Origin of the sequence: Pseudomonas tructae, assembly GCF_004214895.1 — a bacterium.
Taxonomy (GTDB): Bacteria; Pseudomonadota; Gammaproteobacteria; order Pseudomonadales; family Pseudomonadaceae; genus Aquipseudomonas; species Aquipseudomonas tructae.
On record NZ_CP035952.1, the window covers coordinates 379318 to 396372 of the forward strand.

The window sequence follows — 17055 nt, forward strand, 5'->3', positions numbered from 1 at the left end:
AATAACTGATGTGATTATTGGCACGCGCATTTCATCCAACTGTCATGCGCTGTTTGAATCATCAACCCGGTAAAATGGACTTAACCCAAAACCGTCAAAGAGGATGAATCATGCCCGTCAAGGACCCATCCAAGGCCGCCCCGCAAGCCCCTGCCGAGAGCGCCGATGCCGCCCTGAAGCATATCGTCGACGGCTTTCTGCGGTTCCATCATGACGTTTTTCCCGAACAGCAGGAGCTGTTCAAGAAACTCGCCACCGCACAAACGCCCCGGGCGATGTTCATCACCTGTGCCGACTCGCGCATCGTGCCCGAGCTGATTACCCAGAGTTCCCCTGGCGACCTGTTCGTGACCCGCAACGTCGGTAACGTCGTGCCACCCTATGGGCAGATGAACGGCGGCGTCTCCACCGCCATCGAATACGCCGTGCTTGCCCTGGGCGTACACCACATCATCGTTTGCGGTCACTCCGACTGCGGCGCCATGCGCGCGGTACTCAACCCGCAGAGCCTGGAGAAGATGCCGACGGTCAAGGCCTGGCTGCGCCATGCCGAGGTCGCCCGCACGGTGGTCGAAGACAACTGCTCCTGCGGCAGCGAGCATGAAAGCATGCAGGTGCTGACCAAGGAAAACGTCATCGCCCAGTTGCACCACCTGCGCACCCACCCGTCGGTGGCCTCGCGCCTGGCGGCTGGCCAGCTGTACATCCACGGCTGGATCTATGACATTGAAACCAGCCAGATCGAGGCTTACGACGCCGCAAGTGACAGCTTCCTGCCCCTTGCACAAGGCCAGCCGATCCCTTGCGCAACACCCCGAGGCCGCTACTAAGCGTTCCCGCCCCCCGCAACCCGCTGATTGACGGCTGCACCTGCCTGGTGCGGCCTGGTCATCGGCTGCCTTGAGTTCCCCTGACTGCCGTGCCGGCGCCCGCTGGCGATGTGCGGCTGCGCGCCTGTCAGGGACCGTGCCAACGGCCATTGGATTGGCCGGCATCATCAGAGAAGGAGTGACTGGGTGAACAAGACACAAGTGAAAGCGGCATTGCCGCGTGAGTTGCTGGCCTCGGTGGTAGTGTTCCTGGTCGCCCTGCCCTTGTGCATGGGCATTGCCATCGCCTCGGGCATGCCACCGGCCAAAGGCCTGATTACCGGGATCGTCGGCGGTATCGTGGTCGGTTGGCTGGCCGGCTCGCCGTTGCAGGTCAGTGGCCCGGCAGCTGGCTTGGCGGTGCTGGTGTTCGAACTGGTGCGCCAGCATGGCGTGGCGATGCTGGGGCCGATCCTGTTGTTGGCAGGCTTGCTGCAATTGCTCGCCGGGCGCCTGCGCCTGGGCTGCTGGTTCCGGGTGACTGCGCCGGCGGTGGTATACGGCATGCTCGCCGGCATTGGCGTGCTGATCGTGTTGTCCCAGGTGCATGTGATGTTCGACAGCGCACCGCAGCCCTCGGGCCTGGCCAACCTGCTGGGCTTTGCGGCAACCCTGACCCAGGCGCTGGAAGGCACCGGCAATGGCTGGCAGGCCGGGCTGCTTGGGCTTGGCACCATCGTCATTATGTGGGGTTGGGAACGCTTGCGCCCGCAGCCGTTGCGCTTCGTGCCGGGCGCCCTGCTCGGCGTGGCATTGATGACTGTAATCAGCATCTGGCTGGGATTGTCGGTGAACCGCGTCGAGGTTCCCGCGGACTTGAGCCAAGCCATCGACTGGCTGCGCCCTACGGACCTGCTCAACCTTGCCGACCCCGGCCTGCTGGTGGCGGCATTCGCCCTGGCTTTCATTGCCAGCGCCGAAACCCTGCTCTCTGCCGCTGCAGTCGATCGTATGCACAACGGCCAGCGCTCGGACTTTGACCGTGAACTGTCAGCCCAGGGGCTGGGTAACATGCTCTGCGGGCTACTGGGGGCGCTGCCAATGACCGGGGTGATCGTGCGCAGTTCGGCCAACGTCCAGGCCGGGGCGCAGACGCGCCTGTCGGCGATTCTGCATGGCGTCTGGTTGCTGGGGTTCGTGGTGGTGCTGAGCAGTGTGCTGCAGCAGATTCCGGTGGCGAGCCTGGCCGGGGTGCTGGTCTTTACCGGGCTCAAGCTGGTCGACTTCAAAGCCTTTCGCGGGCTGGGACGCTATGGGCGGATGCCGATGATTACCTATGCGGCGACGGCGTTGGCAATCATCTTCACCGACCTGCTCACCGGCGTGCTGCTCGGTTTCGCCCTGACCCTGCTGAAGCTGGCGCTCAAGGCCGCACGCCTGAAGATCAGCGTGGTCAGCCTTGAGCAACCGGGCCATCTGGAACTGCGCCTGAGCGGTGCGGCAACCTTTCTCAAGGTGCCGGCGCTGGCCCAGGTGCTGGAAGGGATTCCATCCGGGACCACGCTGCATGTGCCGCTGGCGAACCTCAGCTACATCGACCACTCCTGCCTGGAGCTGCTCGAGGATTGGGGGCGGGCCAATGCCGGCAAGGGGTCGCGGCTGCTGATCGAGCAGCACCGGCTCAAGCGCCGGGTTGAGGGTCGCGTGCGCACTACGGCTGGCTTGGGGGCTTGAGGTGATTCATCGCGGGGCAAGTCGAAGCGTCGCACCGCCGCTTCGACTTGCCCCGCGATAGGCTTCAAGCGCTCTGATCCAGCTCCAACTCCACACCCAGTTGCCGCGACAGGCACGGCCAGCGCTTCCAGGCGGCTCCGGTATCCGGGCTGCTGAGTTTGTCGCGGTACTGCTCGACCGACTCCAGGGCGAAACTCTCGTCATTGAGCATCTCGTCCACCGAGTGGTGCACCACTTCATCGAGCTGGTTGGCGAACGCCTCGCCGATCAACTGGTGGGCGATCAGGTTGGCCACTGTGGTATCCAGCGGGATCAGGGGCTGATTGAAGTGCTTGATGTACAGATCGTTAACTTCTTCCACCAATCGATGGGCCAGGTACGCCTCGTCCAGCAGGCAGCCCAGACCCAAGTGGGTAGAGGTGATTGCGGGTGGTTGCAGGAAGTACTGCTCGGCGATTTTCAGCACCGGTTTGATTTGCGATTCGATGCCTGCTTCGCGGGCAACGTCGTTGGCCGCTTCCAGCAGCTCAGGAACTTGATCGATGTAAGCGCCGACAAAGCGGGCCAGGGCGCCATTGGCGTCGGCTTCTGGCAGATGAATCGAAGGATGCAGGTGAGGCAGCTGTTTTTCGAGTTGCTCTTTGAGTTGGCCGGTTTCGGTCTCATGTTGACGGGCACGGGTGATCTGCTCGCGCAAAGCGGCGATGTTCATGACAACTCCAGGGTAAAGGCGTGACAAACGGAAGACATAAGGTAGCTCGGATACAAAAATGGCTAAGACGCATTTTGCATAACCATTAATAGATTAATATTCGTCGATTATATCGAAGTGCCATCATTGTGCCCCAGGCCAGGTAATTCGCGGCTTCGCGCGCAAACGTTCAACTTCTGCCGATGTTTTGTCTGCGCGCATTGCCAGGCGAGGGTCGCTGTCTATACTCCGGTTTGAAAGTGATTCGCTGATGAGGCCCGACTGCAGTTCGCAGGGGCTCGGTCGTCGAAGTTCGCAGTCTTGGCCGCCGTACCCTTAGCCGTAGGTCCACGCCTCCGGGATAACAAGAACGATAAGGGGAACCCGCAATGATGCGACATCCACATGTCTGGATGGGCCTCCTGTTGTGGTCGGTATTCGGTCAGGCGCACGCCGCCTGGACCGTTAACATGGCGCCAGGGGCGACTGAAGTCAGCAACGCAGTGTTCGACCTGCACATGACCATTTTCTGGATCTGCGTGATCATCGGCCTGGTGGTCTTTGGCGCAATGTTCTGGTCGATGATCATTCACCGTCGCTCCACCGGCCAGCAGCCTGCGCATTTTCACGAGCACACCTGGGTCGAGATCATGTGGACGGTTGTGCCGTTCCTGATCCTGGTGGCCATGGCCATCCCGGCGACCAAGACTCTGATCGATATCTACGATGCCAGCGAGTCTGACGTCGATATCCAGGTCACCGGCTATCAGTGGAAGTGGCATTACAAATACCTGGGCCAGGATGTTGAATTCTTCAGCAACCTGGCCACCCCTGCCGATCAGATCCACAACAAAGCCCCCAAGGACGAGCACTACCTGCTCGAAGTCGACCAGCCGCTGGTGCTGCCGGTGGGCGCCAAGGTGCGCTTTCTGGTAACTGCCGCGGACGTTATCCACTCCTGGTGGGTACCGGCCTTCGCGGTCAAGCGTGATGCCATCCCCGGCTTCGTCAACGAAGCCTGGACCCGGGTCGAGAAGCCCGGCATCTACCGCGGCCAGTGCACCGAGCTGTGCGGCAAGGACCACGGTTTCATGCCGGTGGTGGTCGAGGTCAAGTCCAAGGCCGACTACGACACCTGGCTCGGCGAGCGCAAGGCCGAAGCCGCCAAGCTCAAGGAGCTGACCAGCAAGGAATGGACCCTGCAAGAGCTGGTCGAGCGCGGCGACAAGGTCTACCACACCACCTGCGTGGCCTGTCACCAGGCCGAAGGCCAGGGCTTGCCGCCAATGTTCCCGGCACTCAAGGGCTCGAAAATCGCCACCGGGCCGAAGCAAGACCACCTGAGCATCGTCTTCCACGGCAAGCCGGGCACGGCCATGGCTGCCTTCGGCAAACAGCTCTCGGAAGTCGATATCGCCGCTGTTGTGACCTATGAACGCAATGCCTGGGGCAACAACAAGGGCGACATGGTCACGCCAAAAGATGTGCTGGCGATCAAACAGGCTGAAAGCAAATGAGCCGGGGTGAGGCGTATTCGCGCACCGGCCACCGGACTGCAGGAGACAGGACATGAGCGCAGTGATCGACGACCACAGCCACGGTCATGAGCACGCCCACGGGCCGGCCAAGGGCCTGATGCGCTGGGTGCTGACCACCAACCACAAAGACATTGGCACCATGTACCTGTGGTTCAGTTTCATGATGTTCCTGCTGGGCGGCTCGTTCGCCATGGTGATCCGCGCCGAGCTGTTCCAGCCTGGCCTGCAGATCGTCCAGCCGGAGTTCTTCAACCAGATGACCACCATGCATGGTCTGGTGATGGTCTTCGGTGCGGTGATGCCGGCCTTCGTCGGCCTGGCCAACTGGATGATCCCGCTGATGGTCGGCGCGCCGGACATGGCTCTGCCACGGATGAACAACTTCAGCTTCTGGCTATTGCCCGCAGCGTTCCTGCTATTGGTATCGACCCTGTTCATGCCGGGCGGCGGGCCGAACTTCGGCTGGACCTTCTACGCCCCGCTCTCGACCACTTACGCACCGGAAAGCGTGACCTTCTTCATCTTCGCCATTCACCTCATGGGTATCAGTTCGATCATGGGCGCGATCAACGTCATCGCCACCATCCTCAACCTGCGCGCCCCGGGCATGACCCTGATGAAGATGCCGCTGTTCGTCTGGACCTGGCTGATCACCGCCTTCCTGCTGATCGCGGTGATGCCGGTACTGGCGGGTGTGGTGACCATGATGCTGATGGACATCCACTTCGGCACCAGCTTCTTCAGCGCCGCCGGCGGCGGTGACCCGGTGTTGTTCCAGCATGTGTTCTGGTTCTTCGGTCACCCCGAGGTGTACATCATGATCCTGCCGGCGTTCGGCGCGGTCAGTTCGATCATCCCGGCGTTCTCGCGCAAGCCGTTGTTTGGCTATACCTCGATGGTCTACGCCACCGGGGCGATTGCCTTCCTGTCGTTCATCGTCTGGGCTCACCACATGTTCGTGGTCGGCATTCCGGTGGTTGGCGAGCTGTTCTTCATGTACGCCACCATGCTGATCGCGGTGCCGACCGGGGTGAAGGTGTTCAACTGGGTCAGCACCATGTGGGAAGGCTCGCTGACCTTCGAAACACCGATGCTGTTCGCCATCGCCTTTGTCATCCTGTTCACCATCGGCGGCTTCTCCGGGCTGATGCTGGCCATTGCCCCGGCGGACTTCCAGTACCACGACACCTACTTCGTGGTTGCCCACTTCCACTATGTGCTGGTGCCCGGGGCGATCTTCGGCATCTTTGCCTCGGCCTACTATTGGCTGCCGAAGTGGACCGGGCATATGTACGACGAAACCCTGGGCAAGCTGCACTTCTGGTTGTCGTTCATTGGCATGAACATGGCCTTTTTCCCCATGCATTTTGTGGGGCTGGCGGGCATGCCGCGCAGGATTCCGGACTACAACCTGCAGTTCGCCGACTTCAACATGATCTCGTCGATTGGTGCCTTTACCTTCGGCGCCACGCAGATCTTCTTCCTGTTCATCGTCATCAAGTGCATTCGCGGTGGCGCCCCGGCGCCGGCCAAGCCCTGGGATGGCGCTGAAGGGCTGGAGTGGTCGGTGCCATCACCGGCGCCTTATCACACCTTCCAGACCCCACCGGAAGTGAAATGAACGGCTCAGGCCCGAGGATACAGCCATGAGTGAAGGGACCTCGCTCAAGCGCCTGGTGTGGCGGCTGATGCTGCTGACCGTGGTGATGTTCGCCTTCGGCTTTGCCCTGGTGCCGATCTACGACGTGATGTGCAAAGCCTTCGGCATCAACGGCAAGACCGGCGGGCAGTATGAAGGCACCCAGGTCAGTGACATGAACCGCACGGTGAAGGTGCAGTTCATGTCGACCAACGCCAGCGACATGGTCTGGGATTTTTACTCCACCGCCGACCAGATCGACGTCAATCCGGGGGCGGTCAACCAGATGGTCTTCATTGCCCGTAATCCGACCGATAAACCCATGAGCGCCCAGGCCATCCCCAGCATCACCCCGGCCGAGGCGGCGGCGTATTTCCACAAGACCGAATGCTTCTGCTTTACCCAGCAGGTGCTGCAGCCGGGCGAGCGCATCGAAATGCCGGTGCGATTCATCGTCGACCGCGACCTGCCCAAAGATGTGAAACACCTGACGCTGGCTTACACGCTGTTCGATATCACCGCTCGCCACCCGCCGGTTGCACACCTGGCGGACCCGGTTGCACAGGGCGCCCGATAAGGAGAACACCACGATGGCTTCCCATGAGCACTATTACGTCCCGGCGCAAAGCAAGTGGCCGATCATTGCCACGGTCGGCATGTTCATCACGGTGTTCGGCCTGGGCACCTGGTTCAATGACCTCAAGGCCGGGCGGCCGGAGTCCCATGGGCCGTGGATTTTTTTCTTCGGTGCGTTGTGCCTGGCCTACATGCTGTTCGGCTGGTTTGGCGCGGTGGTCAAGGAGAGCCGCGCCGGGCTCTACAGCCCACAGCTGGACCGCTCGTTCCGCTGGGGCATGTCCTGGTTCATCTTCTCCGAGGTGATGTTCTTCATCGCCTTTTTCGGCGCCCTGTTCTATGTGCGTAACCTGGCCGGCCCCTGGCTCGGTGGGGAAGGCGCCAAGGGTGTGGCGCACATGCTCTGGCCGAATTTCGAGTTCTCCTGGCCGCTGCTGCATACGCCGGACCCGAAATTGTTCCCGCCGCCCAAGGACATCATCGACCCCTGGCACTTGCCGTTGATCAACACCATTTTGCTGGTCAGCTCCAGTGTCACCATCACCATCGCCCACCATGCCCTGCGCAAGAACCACCGTGGAGCGCTGAAGGCCTGGTTGGCGTTGACCATCCTCCTCGGCCTGAGCTTCCTGGTACTGCAGGCATACGAGTATCACGAAGCCTATAACGAGTTGGGCCTGACCCTGGGCTCGGGCATTTACGGCGCTACGTTCTTCATGCTCACAGGTTTCCACGGCGCCCACGTGACCATGGGCACCCTGATTTTGATCGTGATGCTGGTACGCATCCTGCGGGGGCATTTCAACGCCGACAAACACTTCGGCTTCGAGGCGGCCAGCTGGTACTGGCACTTCGTGGATGTGGTCTGGGTGGGGCTGTTTATCTTCGTTTACGTGCTGTAGCCGGGTTCAGAACGGCGCGTGGGACACCAACTGGCCGCTGTAGAAGCCCCAGGCCACCAGGGCCAGGGTCAAGACGGCCAGGGTGACGCGAACAGTCAGGGCTTTGAGCAGGCGAGTCGACTGCCCGTCGTCTTTGACCAGAAAGATCAGGCCGCTGAACAGGCTGGCGATGGTCGCCAACAGCATCAGGACGATCGCGGCTTTGAGCATGGCGAAACTCCGGGGGGATGCAGTGATGAATACAAGTATAGCGACTGACTTTTCGAGGGCCCGGTGAAGCGCTTTCACCCAGGCCTCGTGCCGACCCTGGTGGTGCTGTTGCTGCTGCCGGGGTTGATTGCGCTCGGCTGCTGGCAGCTCGGGCGCGCTGAACAGAAACGCCAGCTACTGCAGGCCTACGCCGAGCGCAGCGCCAGCGATGCGGTGGGCAGCGCGCAGTTGCTGCAGATTGATGATCCGGCCTATCGCCGGGTGCACCTGTACGGCCAGTTCGATGGCCAACACAGCCTGCTGCTGGATAACCGCATGCGCGACGGCCAGGTTGGCGTTGAGCTGTTGCAACCCTTTCTCGATCAGGCCAGCGGCCTGTGGCTGTTGATCAATCGCGGCTGGCTGCCCTGGCCGGATCGACGCATCCCCGTGCAATTCAGCACCCCTGAGCAGCCGTTGAGCCTGGATGCCTCGGTGTACGTCGCACCGGGTGCGACCTTCCAGTTGCATGCCGATCCGCAGGGCGGGAGTTGGCCGCGGCTGATGACTGCCATCGACGCCGGCTCGCTGTGGCCGCAACTGGGCCGCGAAGGTTTTGTCCATGAATTGCGCCTGGAGCCAGGCCCTGCCAGCTACCGGCTGGACTGGCCAGTGGTGGCGCTGGGGCCGGAAAAACACCTGGGTTACGCCGTGCAGTGGTTCGCCCTGGCGTTGGCCCTGGTACTGCTCTACCTCTACTTCGGCTGGCATAACAACAAGGAGAAACAGCATGGGAGCCGTCACAAGTCCACTCAACATGTCTGAAGGCAAGGCGCCGCGCAGTCGGGCGCGCGGTCGCCTGCAACTGTTGCTGATCCTGCTGGTGGTCCTCGGCCCGATGGTCCTTGCCACCAGCATGTACAAACTCAAGTTCTGGGTACCCGACAGCCGCAGCTACCACGGGGAAATGGTCGGCACCGGCCAGACCCGCGTGGACCTTGGCGTGCCTGCTGAAGAAGGACGCTGGCAACTGCTGGTGAGCACGCCCGGGGCATGCGGCCTGGACTGTCAGCAACTGGTTTACCTGGCCCGGCAGATCCAGATCGGTCTGGGCCGCGATGCCAGCCGCGCCAGCCATGCCCTGGCCGCCGCCCAGCCCTTGGCCGGCGACTACCAGGCCAAGCTTGCGCGCGAGTACCCGCAACTGCAGCGCTACCCCCTGGACCTTTCGCGTTACGGGGCCGTCAGCCAGGGCAAGCAGGACGCTTTGCTGTGGATCATCGACCCGCACGGCAACCTGGTGCTGCGCTACGACGCCAGGGTCAAGGGCAAGGACTTGCTCAATGACCTGCGCCATCTGCTGAAGCTGTCCAACATCGGATAGGACATCGCCATGGCCAGACCCGGATTTCGCCTCGCCGTCTTCGCCACCGTGCTGGCACTGGTTGTCGTGTTGCTCGGTGCCTATACCCGCCTGACCCATGCCGGCCTTGGTTGCCCGGACTGGCCGGGCTGCTATGGCTTCATCAGCGTACCCAAGAGCGAAGCGCAGTTGGCCCATGCCCAGTTGCACTTCCCCGACACCCCGGTGGAGGCGCACAAGGGCCGCAACGAAATGCTCCATCGCTATTTTGCCGGCACCCTGGCCCTGGTGATCAGCCTGCTCGCCGTGAAGGCCTGGCGTCGCCGTGGCCGTGACGGCCAGCCACTAAGGCTGCCCCTGTTGTTGCTCGGCGTGGTGTTCGCCCAGGCAGCCTTCGGCATGTGGACGGTGACCCTCAAGCTCTGGCCGCAAGTGGTCACGGCGCATTTATTGGGCGGATTTGCCACCTTGAGCCTGTTATTCCTGCTCAGCCTGCGCCTGTCGCGGGCCTTTGCACCCTTGCCCAAACTGCCTTTGAGCGTGCGCCGGGTGGCGGCGCTGGGGTTACTGGTGGTGATCGGCCAGATCGCCCTGGGCGGCTGGGTCAGCGCCAACTACGCGGCCGTGGCCTGCGTTGATCTGCCCACTTGCCACGGCCAGTGGTGGCCGCAGGCAGACTTTGCCAACGGCTTTCACCTGACCCAGCACATCGGCCCCAATTACCTTGGCGGCCAACTCGACAGCGATGCCCGCACCGCGATTCACATGAGTCACCGCCTGGGTGCCTTGTTGGTGACCGCGGTCATGCTGACCCTGAGCTGGAAACTGTATCGCCATGGCCTGGGCAAGCTGGCCGGATGGGTGCTGCTGGCGCTGGCCGTGCAGGTGAGCCTGGGGATCAGCAACGTGCTGTTGCACTTGCCGCTGGCCGTGGCCGTAGCCCACAACGCCGGTGGCGCGCTGCTGTTGCTGAGCATGGTGCTGGTCAACTACCGCATCCGCCTGGTTGCCCAGGCCAAAGTCCGTCGGGTCAGCCAGGGTTGGCGCCTGACTCCGCTGGCCAGCGGTGGAGTCGTTCATTATCTGGGAGATAACTCATGGCGACGCTTCTAAGTGAACGCAGGCTACAAGCGGGCTGGCGCGACTACCTGGAGCTGACTAAACCCAAGGTGGTGGTGCTGATGCTGATCACCTCGCTGGTCGGCATGTTCCTCGCCACCCGCGCCGGAGTGCCATGGACCATCCTGCTGTTCGGCAACCTGGGCATCGCCTGTTGCGCCGGCGGTGCGGCGGTGGTCAATCATGTGGTCGACCGGCGCATCGATGCGCTGATGGCACGCACACACAAGCGCCCGATCGCCGAAGGGCGGGTGGCGCCGGCGGCGGCGCTGACCTTTGCGCTGGTGTTGGCGGTCGTGGGCATGGCATTGCTGCTGGTGTTCACCAATGCCCTGACCGCCTGGCTGACCCTGGCCTCGTTGCTGGGCTACGCGGTGATCTACACCGGTTTTCTCAAGCGTGCCACCCCGCAGAACATCGTTATCGGCGGCCTGGCGGGCGCTGCACCGCCGCTGCTGGGCTGGGTGGCGATCAGCGGGCACATCAGCGCCGAACCGCTGTTGCTGGTACTGATCATCTTCGCCTGGACGCCACCGCACTTCTGGGCGCTGGCCATTCACCGCAAGGAGGAATACGCCAAGGCTGATATTCCAATGCTGCCGGTGACCCATGGCGAGCACTACACCAAGGTGCATATCCTGCTGTACACCCTGGTACTGCTGGCGGTCAGCCTGCTGCCCTATGCCATTCACATGAGTGGCCCGTTGTACCTGGCCTGTGCCCTGGTCCTGGGCGGGCGCTTCCTGCAGTGGGCCTGGGTGTTGTACCGTGGCAGTCGGCCGCACGCGGCGATCAAGACCTTCAAGTACTCTATCTGGTACCTGCTGTTGCTGTTCATCGCGCTGCTTGTTGACCACTACTTACTGTTGAACCTATGACTCGAACCCAGAAAACCGTCTTTATTCTCGTTGCCCTGGTCGCCGTGATCCTCGGGCTTACTGTCAACAAGGTGCTCAACGGCCGTAGCGAAGGCAACCCGACCGCGCTGATCGATGCTGGCATCATCCTGCTGCCGCAGAGCCGCACCGTGCCCGCCGTGGAGATGACCGACGAGCAGGGCCAGCCGCTGGTGATGGACGAGCTCAAGGGCAAATGGTCGCTGTTGTTCTTCGGCTACACCTTCTGCCCGGACATCTGCCCGACTACCCTCGCCCAACTGCGCCAGGTAAAGAGCGAGCTGCCCAAGGAGGCTGTGGAGCGCTTGCAAGTGGTGTTGGTCAGTGTTGACCCGAACCGCGACACCCCGGCACAACTGAAGCAGTACCTGGGTTATTTCGACAAGGATTTTCGTGGGGTGACCGGCCCGCTGGACAACATCCAGAAGCTGGCCAATGCGGTGAGCATTCCGTTCATTCCGGCCGATACCAGCAAGCCGAACTACACGGTTGATCACAGTGGCAACCTGGCGCTGTTGGGACCCGATGGCAAGCAGCGCGGGTTTATCCGGGCGCCGTTCAACAACCAGAAGCTGGTTGCGCAGTTGCCTGGGCTGGTTAAACGCGATTAAAAGCATCGCGGGGCAAGCCCGCTCCCACAGTGATTACCTAATCCTGTGGGAGCGGCGGTGCGACGCCTCGACTTGCCCCGCGATTACACGATGACTCAGAACGCCGGCTTGACCGCGCCCTTGTACTTCTCTTCGATGAACTTCTTCACTTCCGGCGTGTGCAGGGCTGCAACCAGCTTCTTCACCGCGTCCGCGTCCTTGTTGTCGGCGCGGGTTACCAGGATGTTCACGTAAGGCGAGTCGCTGCCTTCGATGACCAGGGCGTCTTTTTCAGGATTGAGCTTGGCTTCCAGCGCGTAGTTGGTGTTGATCAGCGCCAGGTCGACCTGGGTCAGCACGCGCGGGATGGTGGCAGCTTCCAGCTCACGGAATTTCAGGTTCTTAGGATTCTCGACGATGTCTTTGACGCTCGAGAGGATGTTGGTTTTGTCTTTGAGCTTGATCACACCGGCCTTTTCCAGCAGCAGCAAGGCACGGCCGCCGTTGGTGGCGTCGTTGGGGATGACCACGTTGGCCGTCGACGGCAGCTCGTCGAGCTTCTTGTACTTGCTCGAATAGGCGCCCAGCGGCTCCAGGTGCACACCGGCAACGCTGACCAGACTAGTGCCCTTTGCCTTGTTGAACTCATCCAGGTACGGCTGGTGCTGGAAGAAGTTGGCGTCCAGGCGTTTTTCGGCCACTTGCACGTTTGGCTGGATGTAGTCGGTGAACACCTTCACCTTCAAGTCCACGCCTTCTTTGGCCAGGGCCGGTTTGACGAACTCGAGGATCTCGGCGTGCGGCACCGGGGTGGCAGCGACGGTCAGGGTCTCGGCCTGGGCCGAGAAGGCCGCGACGGCGGCGACAACAGCAAGCAGCTTTTTCATCAAATCACTCCTTGTGAGGGCCGGTCCGGCCCCCGGTGCGTCGGCAGCGCCGACCCATGGGGTTACTTACGGGAAAAATGCACAACCAGTTTGTCGCCCACGCTCTGCAGGACTTGAACCAGTACCAGCAGCAGGACCACGGTGACTACCATCACGTCGGTCTGGAAGCGTTGATAACCGAAGCGGATCGCCAGGTCGCCCAGGCCACCGGCGCCCACCACACCGGCCATGGCGGTGTACGACACCAGGGTAATGGCAGTAACGGTGATGGCCGCGAAGATGCCCGGACGGGCCTCGGGCAGCAAGGCGTTGACGATGATCTGGCGGGTGCTGGCGCCCATCGACTGGGTGGCCTCGATGATGCCGCGGTCGACTTCACGCAGCGCGGTTTCCACCAGGCGGGCAAAGAACGGTGTGGCACCGACCACCAGCGGCGGGATGGCCCCGGCGACGCCCAGCGAGGTACCGGTGATCAGCACGGTGAACGGGATCATCACGATCAGCAGGATGATGAACGGCAGCGAGCGCAGGATGTTCACCACCAGCGACAACAGTGCATACACGCCCTTCTGTTCGAACAGCTGGCGCGGACCGCAAAGGAACAGCAGCACGCCCAGGGGCAGGCCGAGCAGCACGGTGAAGAACAGCGAGCCGAACAGCATGATCATGGTGTCGATCGTGGCCAGCCAGATTTCGGCCCAGTCGACGTTGGCAAAGAAACTCAAGGCGTCCATTAACGCAGTACCTCCATATGAACATCAGCTGCAGTGAAGCGGGCGAACGCCGCTTCCATGTCGCCGCCAGTGACGGCCAGGGTCAGCTGCCCATAGGGGGTGTCCTTGATGCGATCGATACGTCCGGCCAGGATGCTGTAGTCCACACCGGTTTCCCGGGCGACGGTGCCCAGCAGTGGTGCGTAGGTCGAATCGCCCTGGAAGGTCAGGCGCACAATGCGCCCTGGTACGTGGGCGAAGTCGTCGCGCTGCTCGTTCTCGTCAACCTGCTCGTCTTCCTGGACGAAGCGCTTGGTGGTCGGGTGCTGCGGGTGCAGGAACACATCGGCCACCGGGCCTTGTTCGACGATCCGTCCAGCGTCCATTACGGCCACGCGATCACAGACCCGGCGAATCACGTCCATTTCATGGGTGATCAGCACGATGGTCAGCTTCAGTTCGCGGTTGATCTCGGCCAGCAACTGCAGCACCGAGGCCGTGGTCTGCGGGTCGAGGGCGCTGGTGGCCTCGTCACACAACAGGATCTTCGGCTTGGTGGCCAGGGCGCGGGCGATGCCGACGCGCTGCTTCTGACCGCCGGAGAGCTGCGCCGGGTATTTCTTCGCGTGATCGGCCAGGCCGACACGGGCCAGCAGTTCGTTGACGCGGGTGTCGATTTCCTTGCGCGACAGTTGGCCTGCCAGGGTCAGTGGCAAGGCCACGTTGTCGGCGACTGTCTTGGAGGCCAGCAAGTTGAAGTGCTGGAAGATCATCCCGACTTGCTGGCGGAATCGCCGCAGGTCGTTGGCGTTGAACGCAGTGACGTCTTCGCCGTCGACGATGATCTTGCCGCCGCTCGGCGCTTCCAGGCGGTTGATCAGGCGCAGCAGGGTACTTTTACCGGCGCCGGAATGGCCGATCAGCCCGAACACCTGGCCGTCTTCGACGCTCAGGTTGGTCGGGTGCAGTGCGGGGATATCCCTACCGGCGACGCGGTAGGTCTTGTGGACATTTTGAAACTCGATCACGTAGCGAACCTTGTGGGGCGCATGGGAATAGGGGCAGCTGTTGGCCGGGCGCGCATTTTAGCCTGTTCGTATAGAGGTTCTTAGCATTTATTTCGCAATTGACCAATGCTACTGGAATAACGCGATCAGTGGTCAATCCGAAGGAACGCCTGCGGGGGGCATCAGTCACTAGTGGATAAGGCCCACCGTGGGGTCGAACCGCAGATTGAGTGAGGAGAGCACACTGATGCCCAGCAAGAACAACCCTCCCAAGCAAAGCCAACTCGCCGGCACCCAGACCCCGGACCGGGCCAACACCAATGCCAAGCTGCAAAGCCTGGAAGCTGTTCGCAGTGACGCCACAGGTCAGGCGCTGCGTACCAATCAGGGGGTCAAGGTTGCCGACAACCAGAACACCCTCAAAGCCGGTGAACGTGGCCCGTCCCTGCTGGAAGACTTCATCATGCGTGAAAAGATCACGCATTTTGACCATGAGCGTATTCCAGAGCGCATCGTCCATGCCCGCGGTACCGGGGCCCATGGTTATTTCCAGGCCTATGAATCCCATGCTGCGCTGAGCAAGGCCGGTTTTCTTCAGGACCCGGAAAAGATCACCCCGGTGTTCGTGCGCTTTTCCACCGTTCAGGGCCCGCGAGGTTCGGGCGACACGGTGCGTGATGTGCGTGGTTTTGCCGTCAAGTTCTTTACCGATGAAGGTAACTTCGATCTGGTTGGCAACAACATGCCGGTGTTTTTCATTCAGGATGCCATCAAGTTTCCCGACTTCGTCCATGCGGTGAAACCTGAACCGCACAACGAAATGCCTACCGGTGGCTCAGCCCATGACACCTTCTGGGACTTTGTCTCGCTGGTGCCGGAGTCGGCGCACATGGTGATCTGGGCGATGTCCGACCGCGCCATCCCGAAAAGCCTGCGCACCATGCAGGGTTTTGGCGTGCACACTTTTCGGCTGGTCAATGCCCAAGGCAAGTCGAGCTTCGTCAAGTTTCACTGGAAACCCAAGGCAGGCGTCTGTTCGCTGCTGTGGGACGAAGCGCAGAAACTGGCCGGTAAAGATGCCGACTACCATCGTCGCGACCTCTGGGAAGCGATCGAAACCGGTAATTACCCGGAATGGGAGTTTGGTGTGCAAATCGTCGCCGAAGAAGATGAGCACAGGTTCGACTTCGACCTGCTCGACCCGACCAAGCTCATCCCTGAAGAGCTGGTGCCAGTGACGCCCCTGGGCAAGATGGTGCTCAACCGCAACCCGGATAATTTCTTTGCCGAAACCGAACAGGTCGCCTTCTGTCCTGGGCATATCGTCCCCGGCATCGACTTTTCCAACGACCCGCTGCTGCAGGGCCGGTTGTTTTCCTACACCGACACCCAGATCAGCCGGCTCGGCGGGCCGAACTTCCACGAGATCCCGATCAACCGCCCGCTGGCGCCCAACCACAACGGTCAGCGTGATGCCCTGCATCGCACCACCCTGGACAAGGGCCGGGCTTCCTATGAGCCGAACTCGATCGACGGTGGCTGGCCGAAAGAGACGCCGCCAGCGGCAGTCGATGGCGGCTTCGAGTCGTATCCGCAGCGGATCGAGGCGCACAAGGTGCGCCAGCGCAGCCCGTCGTTTGCCGACCATTTCTCCCAGGCGCGGCTGTTCTTCCAGAGCATGAGTCCGACCGAGCAGGAACACATCATCAGTGCCTACAGCTTCGAGCTGAGCAAGGTTGAGCGGGCGTTCATCCGTGCCCGCCAGGTGAATGAGATACTCGCCAACATCGACCTGAAGCTTGCAGCGCGAGTGGCGGCGAACCTGGGCCTGCCAGCGCCGAAAAACGGCACGGTGGATGTACCTAAAACAGGCCTTGAAGAGTCGCCGGCGTTGAGCCAGATGAACCTGCTGGGCGAAGGCATCAAGGGTCGTAAAGTGGCGGTGCTGGTGGCCGATGGCGTGGATGGCGCCAGTGTCGATCGCCTGGTCAAGGCGCTGCAAGCCCAAAGCGCGCAGATCAAGATCCTTGGTCCGACCTCGGCGCCAGTAAAAACCGCCCAGGGTAAGCTGTTGGCAGTGGATGCCTCGATGGAAGGCATGCCTTCGGTGCTCTTCGATGCGGTCTGGGTGTCGGGCGGCAAGGCCTCGTTACAGGCTTTGGCCGGTGATGGTGTAGCGATGCACTTCGTGCTTGAAGCCTACAAGCATCTCAAACCCATGGGCCTGGCCAGCGAGGCGCACCCCATACTCGACACGCTAGGGCTCAAGATCGACAGCGGCTTGCTGCTGGGCAACGATGAAAAAGCCTACCAGGCCTTCATCACTGCCATCGGCAAGCATCGGGTGTGGGAGCGTGAGGCAGCAGCGAAAGCCGTTCCGGCCTGAAGGTGCAATCGGGTGC

17 protein-coding genes are annotated in these 17055 nt (G+C 61.7%); 12 read left to right on the forward strand and 5 right to left on the reverse strand.

From position 1 onward, the window contains the following. The first annotated feature begins 110 nt into the window (after window positions 1-110). Both EXN22_RS01815 and EXN22_RS01820 read left to right on the forward strand, forming a co-directional pair. Window positions 111-830, forward strand: coding sequence for a carbonic anhydrase (locus EXN22_RS01815; protein WP_130262183.1), 720 nt, complete (start codon window positions 111-113; stop codon window positions 828-830). A 186-nt stretch (window positions 831-1016) separates the two neighbouring features. Beyond that, a complete protein-coding gene (locus EXN22_RS01820) occupies window positions 1017-2543 on the forward strand; it encodes a SulP family inorganic anion transporter (RefSeq protein ID WP_130262184.1) in 1527 nt (508 codons plus the stop codon). 64 nt (window positions 2544-2607) lie between these two features. On the opposite strand, the gene EXN22_RS01825 is transcribed toward EXN22_RS01820, so the two are convergent. Further along, on the reverse strand, window positions 2608-3255 hold the full coding sequence (locus tag EXN22_RS01825) for a hypothetical protein (RefSeq protein ID WP_130262185.1): 648 nt from the start codon (window positions 3253-3255) through the stop codon (window positions 2608-2610). 368 nt (window positions 3256-3623) lie between these two features. On the opposite strand from EXN22_RS01825, the gene coxB reads away from it, so the two are divergent. From coxB to EXN22_RS01845, 4 genes are read left to right on the forward strand one after another with little or no spacing between them, the layout of a single operon-like run. Beyond that, complete coding sequence (gene coxB / locus EXN22_RS01830; protein ID WP_130262186.1) at window positions 3624-4751, forward strand: cytochrome c oxidase subunit II; 1128 nt, start codon at window positions 3624-3626, stop codon at window positions 4749-4751. A 52-nt stretch (window positions 4752-4803) separates the two neighbouring features. Continuing rightward, the gene (ctaD, locus tag EXN22_RS01835) at window positions 4804-6393 is read left to right on the forward strand and encodes a cytochrome c oxidase subunit I (RefSeq protein ID WP_130262187.1); all 1590 of its coding nucleotides are present in this window, start codon (window positions 4804-4806) and stop codon (window positions 6391-6393) included. Between the two features lie 25 nt (window positions 6394-6418). After that, window positions 6419-6988: a cytochrome c oxidase assembly protein gene (locus tag EXN22_RS01840; protein WP_130262188.1), complete on the forward strand. Its 570-nt coding sequence runs from the start codon at window positions 6419-6421 to the stop codon at window positions 6986-6988. 13 nt (window positions 6989-7001) lie between these two features. Continuing rightward, the gene (locus EXN22_RS01845; RefSeq protein ID WP_130262189.1) at window positions 7002-7889 is read left to right on the forward strand and encodes a cytochrome c oxidase subunit 3; all 888 of its coding nucleotides are present in this window, start codon (window positions 7002-7004) and stop codon (window positions 7887-7889) included. 6 nt (window positions 7890-7895) lie between these two features. Here EXN22_RS01845 and EXN22_RS01850 read toward each other — a convergent pair whose 3' ends face one another. Beyond that, window positions 7896-8099: a twin transmembrane helix small protein gene (locus EXN22_RS01850; protein ID WP_130262190.1), complete on the reverse strand. Its 204-nt coding sequence runs from the start codon at window positions 8097-8099 to the stop codon at window positions 7896-7898. A gap of 63 nt (window positions 8100-8162) precedes the next feature. Here EXN22_RS01850 and EXN22_RS01855 point away from each other — a divergent pair, with 63 nt between their 5' ends. The 5 genes from EXN22_RS01855 to EXN22_RS01875 are packed head-to-tail and all read left to right on the forward strand — an operon-like array spanning window position 8163 to window position 12067. Further along, complete coding sequence (locus EXN22_RS01855; protein WP_130262191.1) at window positions 8163-8903, forward strand: SURF1 family protein; 741 nt, start codon at window positions 8163-8165, stop codon at window positions 8901-8903. Next, a complete protein-coding gene (locus EXN22_RS01860; RefSeq protein WP_130262192.1) occupies window positions 8869-9462 on the forward strand; it encodes a hypothetical protein in 594 nt (197 codons plus the stop codon). The genes EXN22_RS01855 and EXN22_RS01860 overlap by 35 nt, the downstream gene beginning before the upstream one ends. Before the next feature lie 9 nt (window positions 9463-9471). After that, a complete protein-coding gene (locus tag EXN22_RS01865; RefSeq protein ID WP_130262193.1) occupies window positions 9472-10554 on the forward strand; it encodes a COX15/CtaA family protein in 1083 nt (360 codons plus the stop codon). Continuing rightward, a complete protein-coding gene (cyoE, locus tag EXN22_RS01870; protein ID WP_130262194.1) occupies window positions 10539-11438 on the forward strand; it encodes a heme o synthase in 900 nt (299 codons plus the stop codon). Before EXN22_RS01865 ends, cyoE begins: the two co-directional genes overlap by 16 nt. Next, window positions 11435-12067 (forward strand): SCO family protein, encoded by a 633-nt coding sequence (locus EXN22_RS01875; protein ID WP_130262195.1) that lies wholly within the window; start codon window positions 11435-11437, stop codon window positions 12065-12067. Before cyoE ends, EXN22_RS01875 begins: the two co-directional genes overlap by 4 nt. 95 nt (window positions 12068-12162) lie before the next feature. Here the strand turns inward: EXN22_RS01875 and EXN22_RS01880 are convergent, their stop codons facing one another. The 3 genes from EXN22_RS01880 to EXN22_RS01890 all read right to left on the reverse strand — a co-directional run bounded on the left by EXN22_RS01880 (window position 12163) and on the right by EXN22_RS01890 (window position 14674). Continuing rightward, window positions 12163-12933, reverse strand: a complete 771-nt coding sequence (locus EXN22_RS01880; protein ID WP_130262196.1) for a MetQ/NlpA family ABC transporter substrate-binding protein — start codon at window positions 12931-12933, stop codon at window positions 12163-12165. Between the two features lie 62 nt (window positions 12934-12995). Beyond that, a complete protein-coding gene (locus tag EXN22_RS01885; RefSeq protein WP_130262197.1) occupies window positions 12996-13667 on the reverse strand; it encodes a methionine ABC transporter permease in 672 nt (223 codons plus the stop codon). After that, complete coding sequence (locus EXN22_RS01890) at window positions 13667-14674, reverse strand: methionine ABC transporter ATP-binding protein (RefSeq protein ID WP_130262198.1); 1008 nt, start codon at window positions 14672-14674, stop codon at window positions 13667-13669. The genes EXN22_RS01885 and EXN22_RS01890 overlap by 1 nt, the downstream gene beginning before the upstream one ends. A gap of 226 nt (window positions 14675-14900) precedes the next feature. Here EXN22_RS01890 and katE point away from each other — a divergent pair, with 226 nt between their 5' ends. After that, window positions 14901-17039, forward strand: coding sequence for a catalase HPII (gene katE / locus EXN22_RS01895; RefSeq protein ID WP_130262199.1), 2139 nt, complete (start codon window positions 14901-14903; stop codon window positions 17037-17039). The last annotated feature ends 16 nt before the right edge of the window (window positions 17040-17055 follow it).

Bases quoted from the DNA above. Each gene is read 5' to 3' on its own strand.
- EXN22_RS01815 (WP_130262183.1), top strand. From the start codon at position 111: ATGCCCGTCAAGGACCCATCCAAGGCCGCCCCGCAAGCCCCTGCCGAG.
- EXN22_RS01825 (WP_130262185.1), bottom strand. From the start codon at position 3,255: ATGAACATCGCCGCTTTGCGCGAGCAGATCACCCGTGCCCGTCAACAT.
- coxB (WP_130262186.1), top strand. From the start codon at position 3,624: ATGATGCGACATCCACATGTCTGGATGGGCCTCCTGTTGTGGTCGGTA.
- ctaD (WP_130262187.1), top strand. From the start codon at position 4,804: ATGAGCGCAGTGATCGACGACCACAGCCACGGTCATGAGCACGCCCAC.
- EXN22_RS01840 (WP_130262188.1), top strand. From the start codon at position 6,419: ATGAGTGAAGGGACCTCGCTCAAGCGCCTGGTGTGGCGGCTGATGCTG.
- EXN22_RS01845 (WP_130262189.1), top strand. From the start codon at position 7,002: ATGGCTTCCCATGAGCACTATTACGTCCCGGCGCAAAGCAAGTGGCCG.
- EXN22_RS01850 (WP_130262190.1), bottom strand. From the start codon at position 8,099: ATGCTCAAAGCCGCGATCGTCCTGATGCTGTTGGCGACCATCGCCAGC.
- EXN22_RS01860 (WP_130262192.1), top strand. From the start codon at position 8,869: ATGGGAGCCGTCACAAGTCCACTCAACATGTCTGAAGGCAAGGCGCCG.
- EXN22_RS01865 (WP_130262193.1), top strand. From the start codon at position 9,472: ATGGCCAGACCCGGATTTCGCCTCGCCGTCTTCGCCACCGTGCTGGCA.
- cyoE (WP_130262194.1), top strand. From the start codon at position 10,539: ATGGCGACGCTTCTAAGTGAACGCAGGCTACAAGCGGGCTGGCGCGAC.
- EXN22_RS01875 (WP_130262195.1), top strand. From the start codon at position 11,435: ATGACTCGAACCCAGAAAACCGTCTTTATTCTCGTTGCCCTGGTCGCC.
- EXN22_RS01880 (WP_130262196.1), bottom strand. From the start codon at position 12,933: ATGAAAAAGCTGCTTGCTGTTGTCGCCGCCGTCGCGGCCTTCTCGGCC.
- EXN22_RS01885 (WP_130262197.1), bottom strand. From the start codon at position 13,667: ATGGACGCCTTGAGTTTCTTTGCCAACGTCGACTGGGCCGAAATCTGG.
- katE (WP_130262199.1), top strand. From the start codon at position 14,901: ATGCCCAGCAAGAACAACCCTCCCAAGCAAAGCCAACTCGCCGGCACC.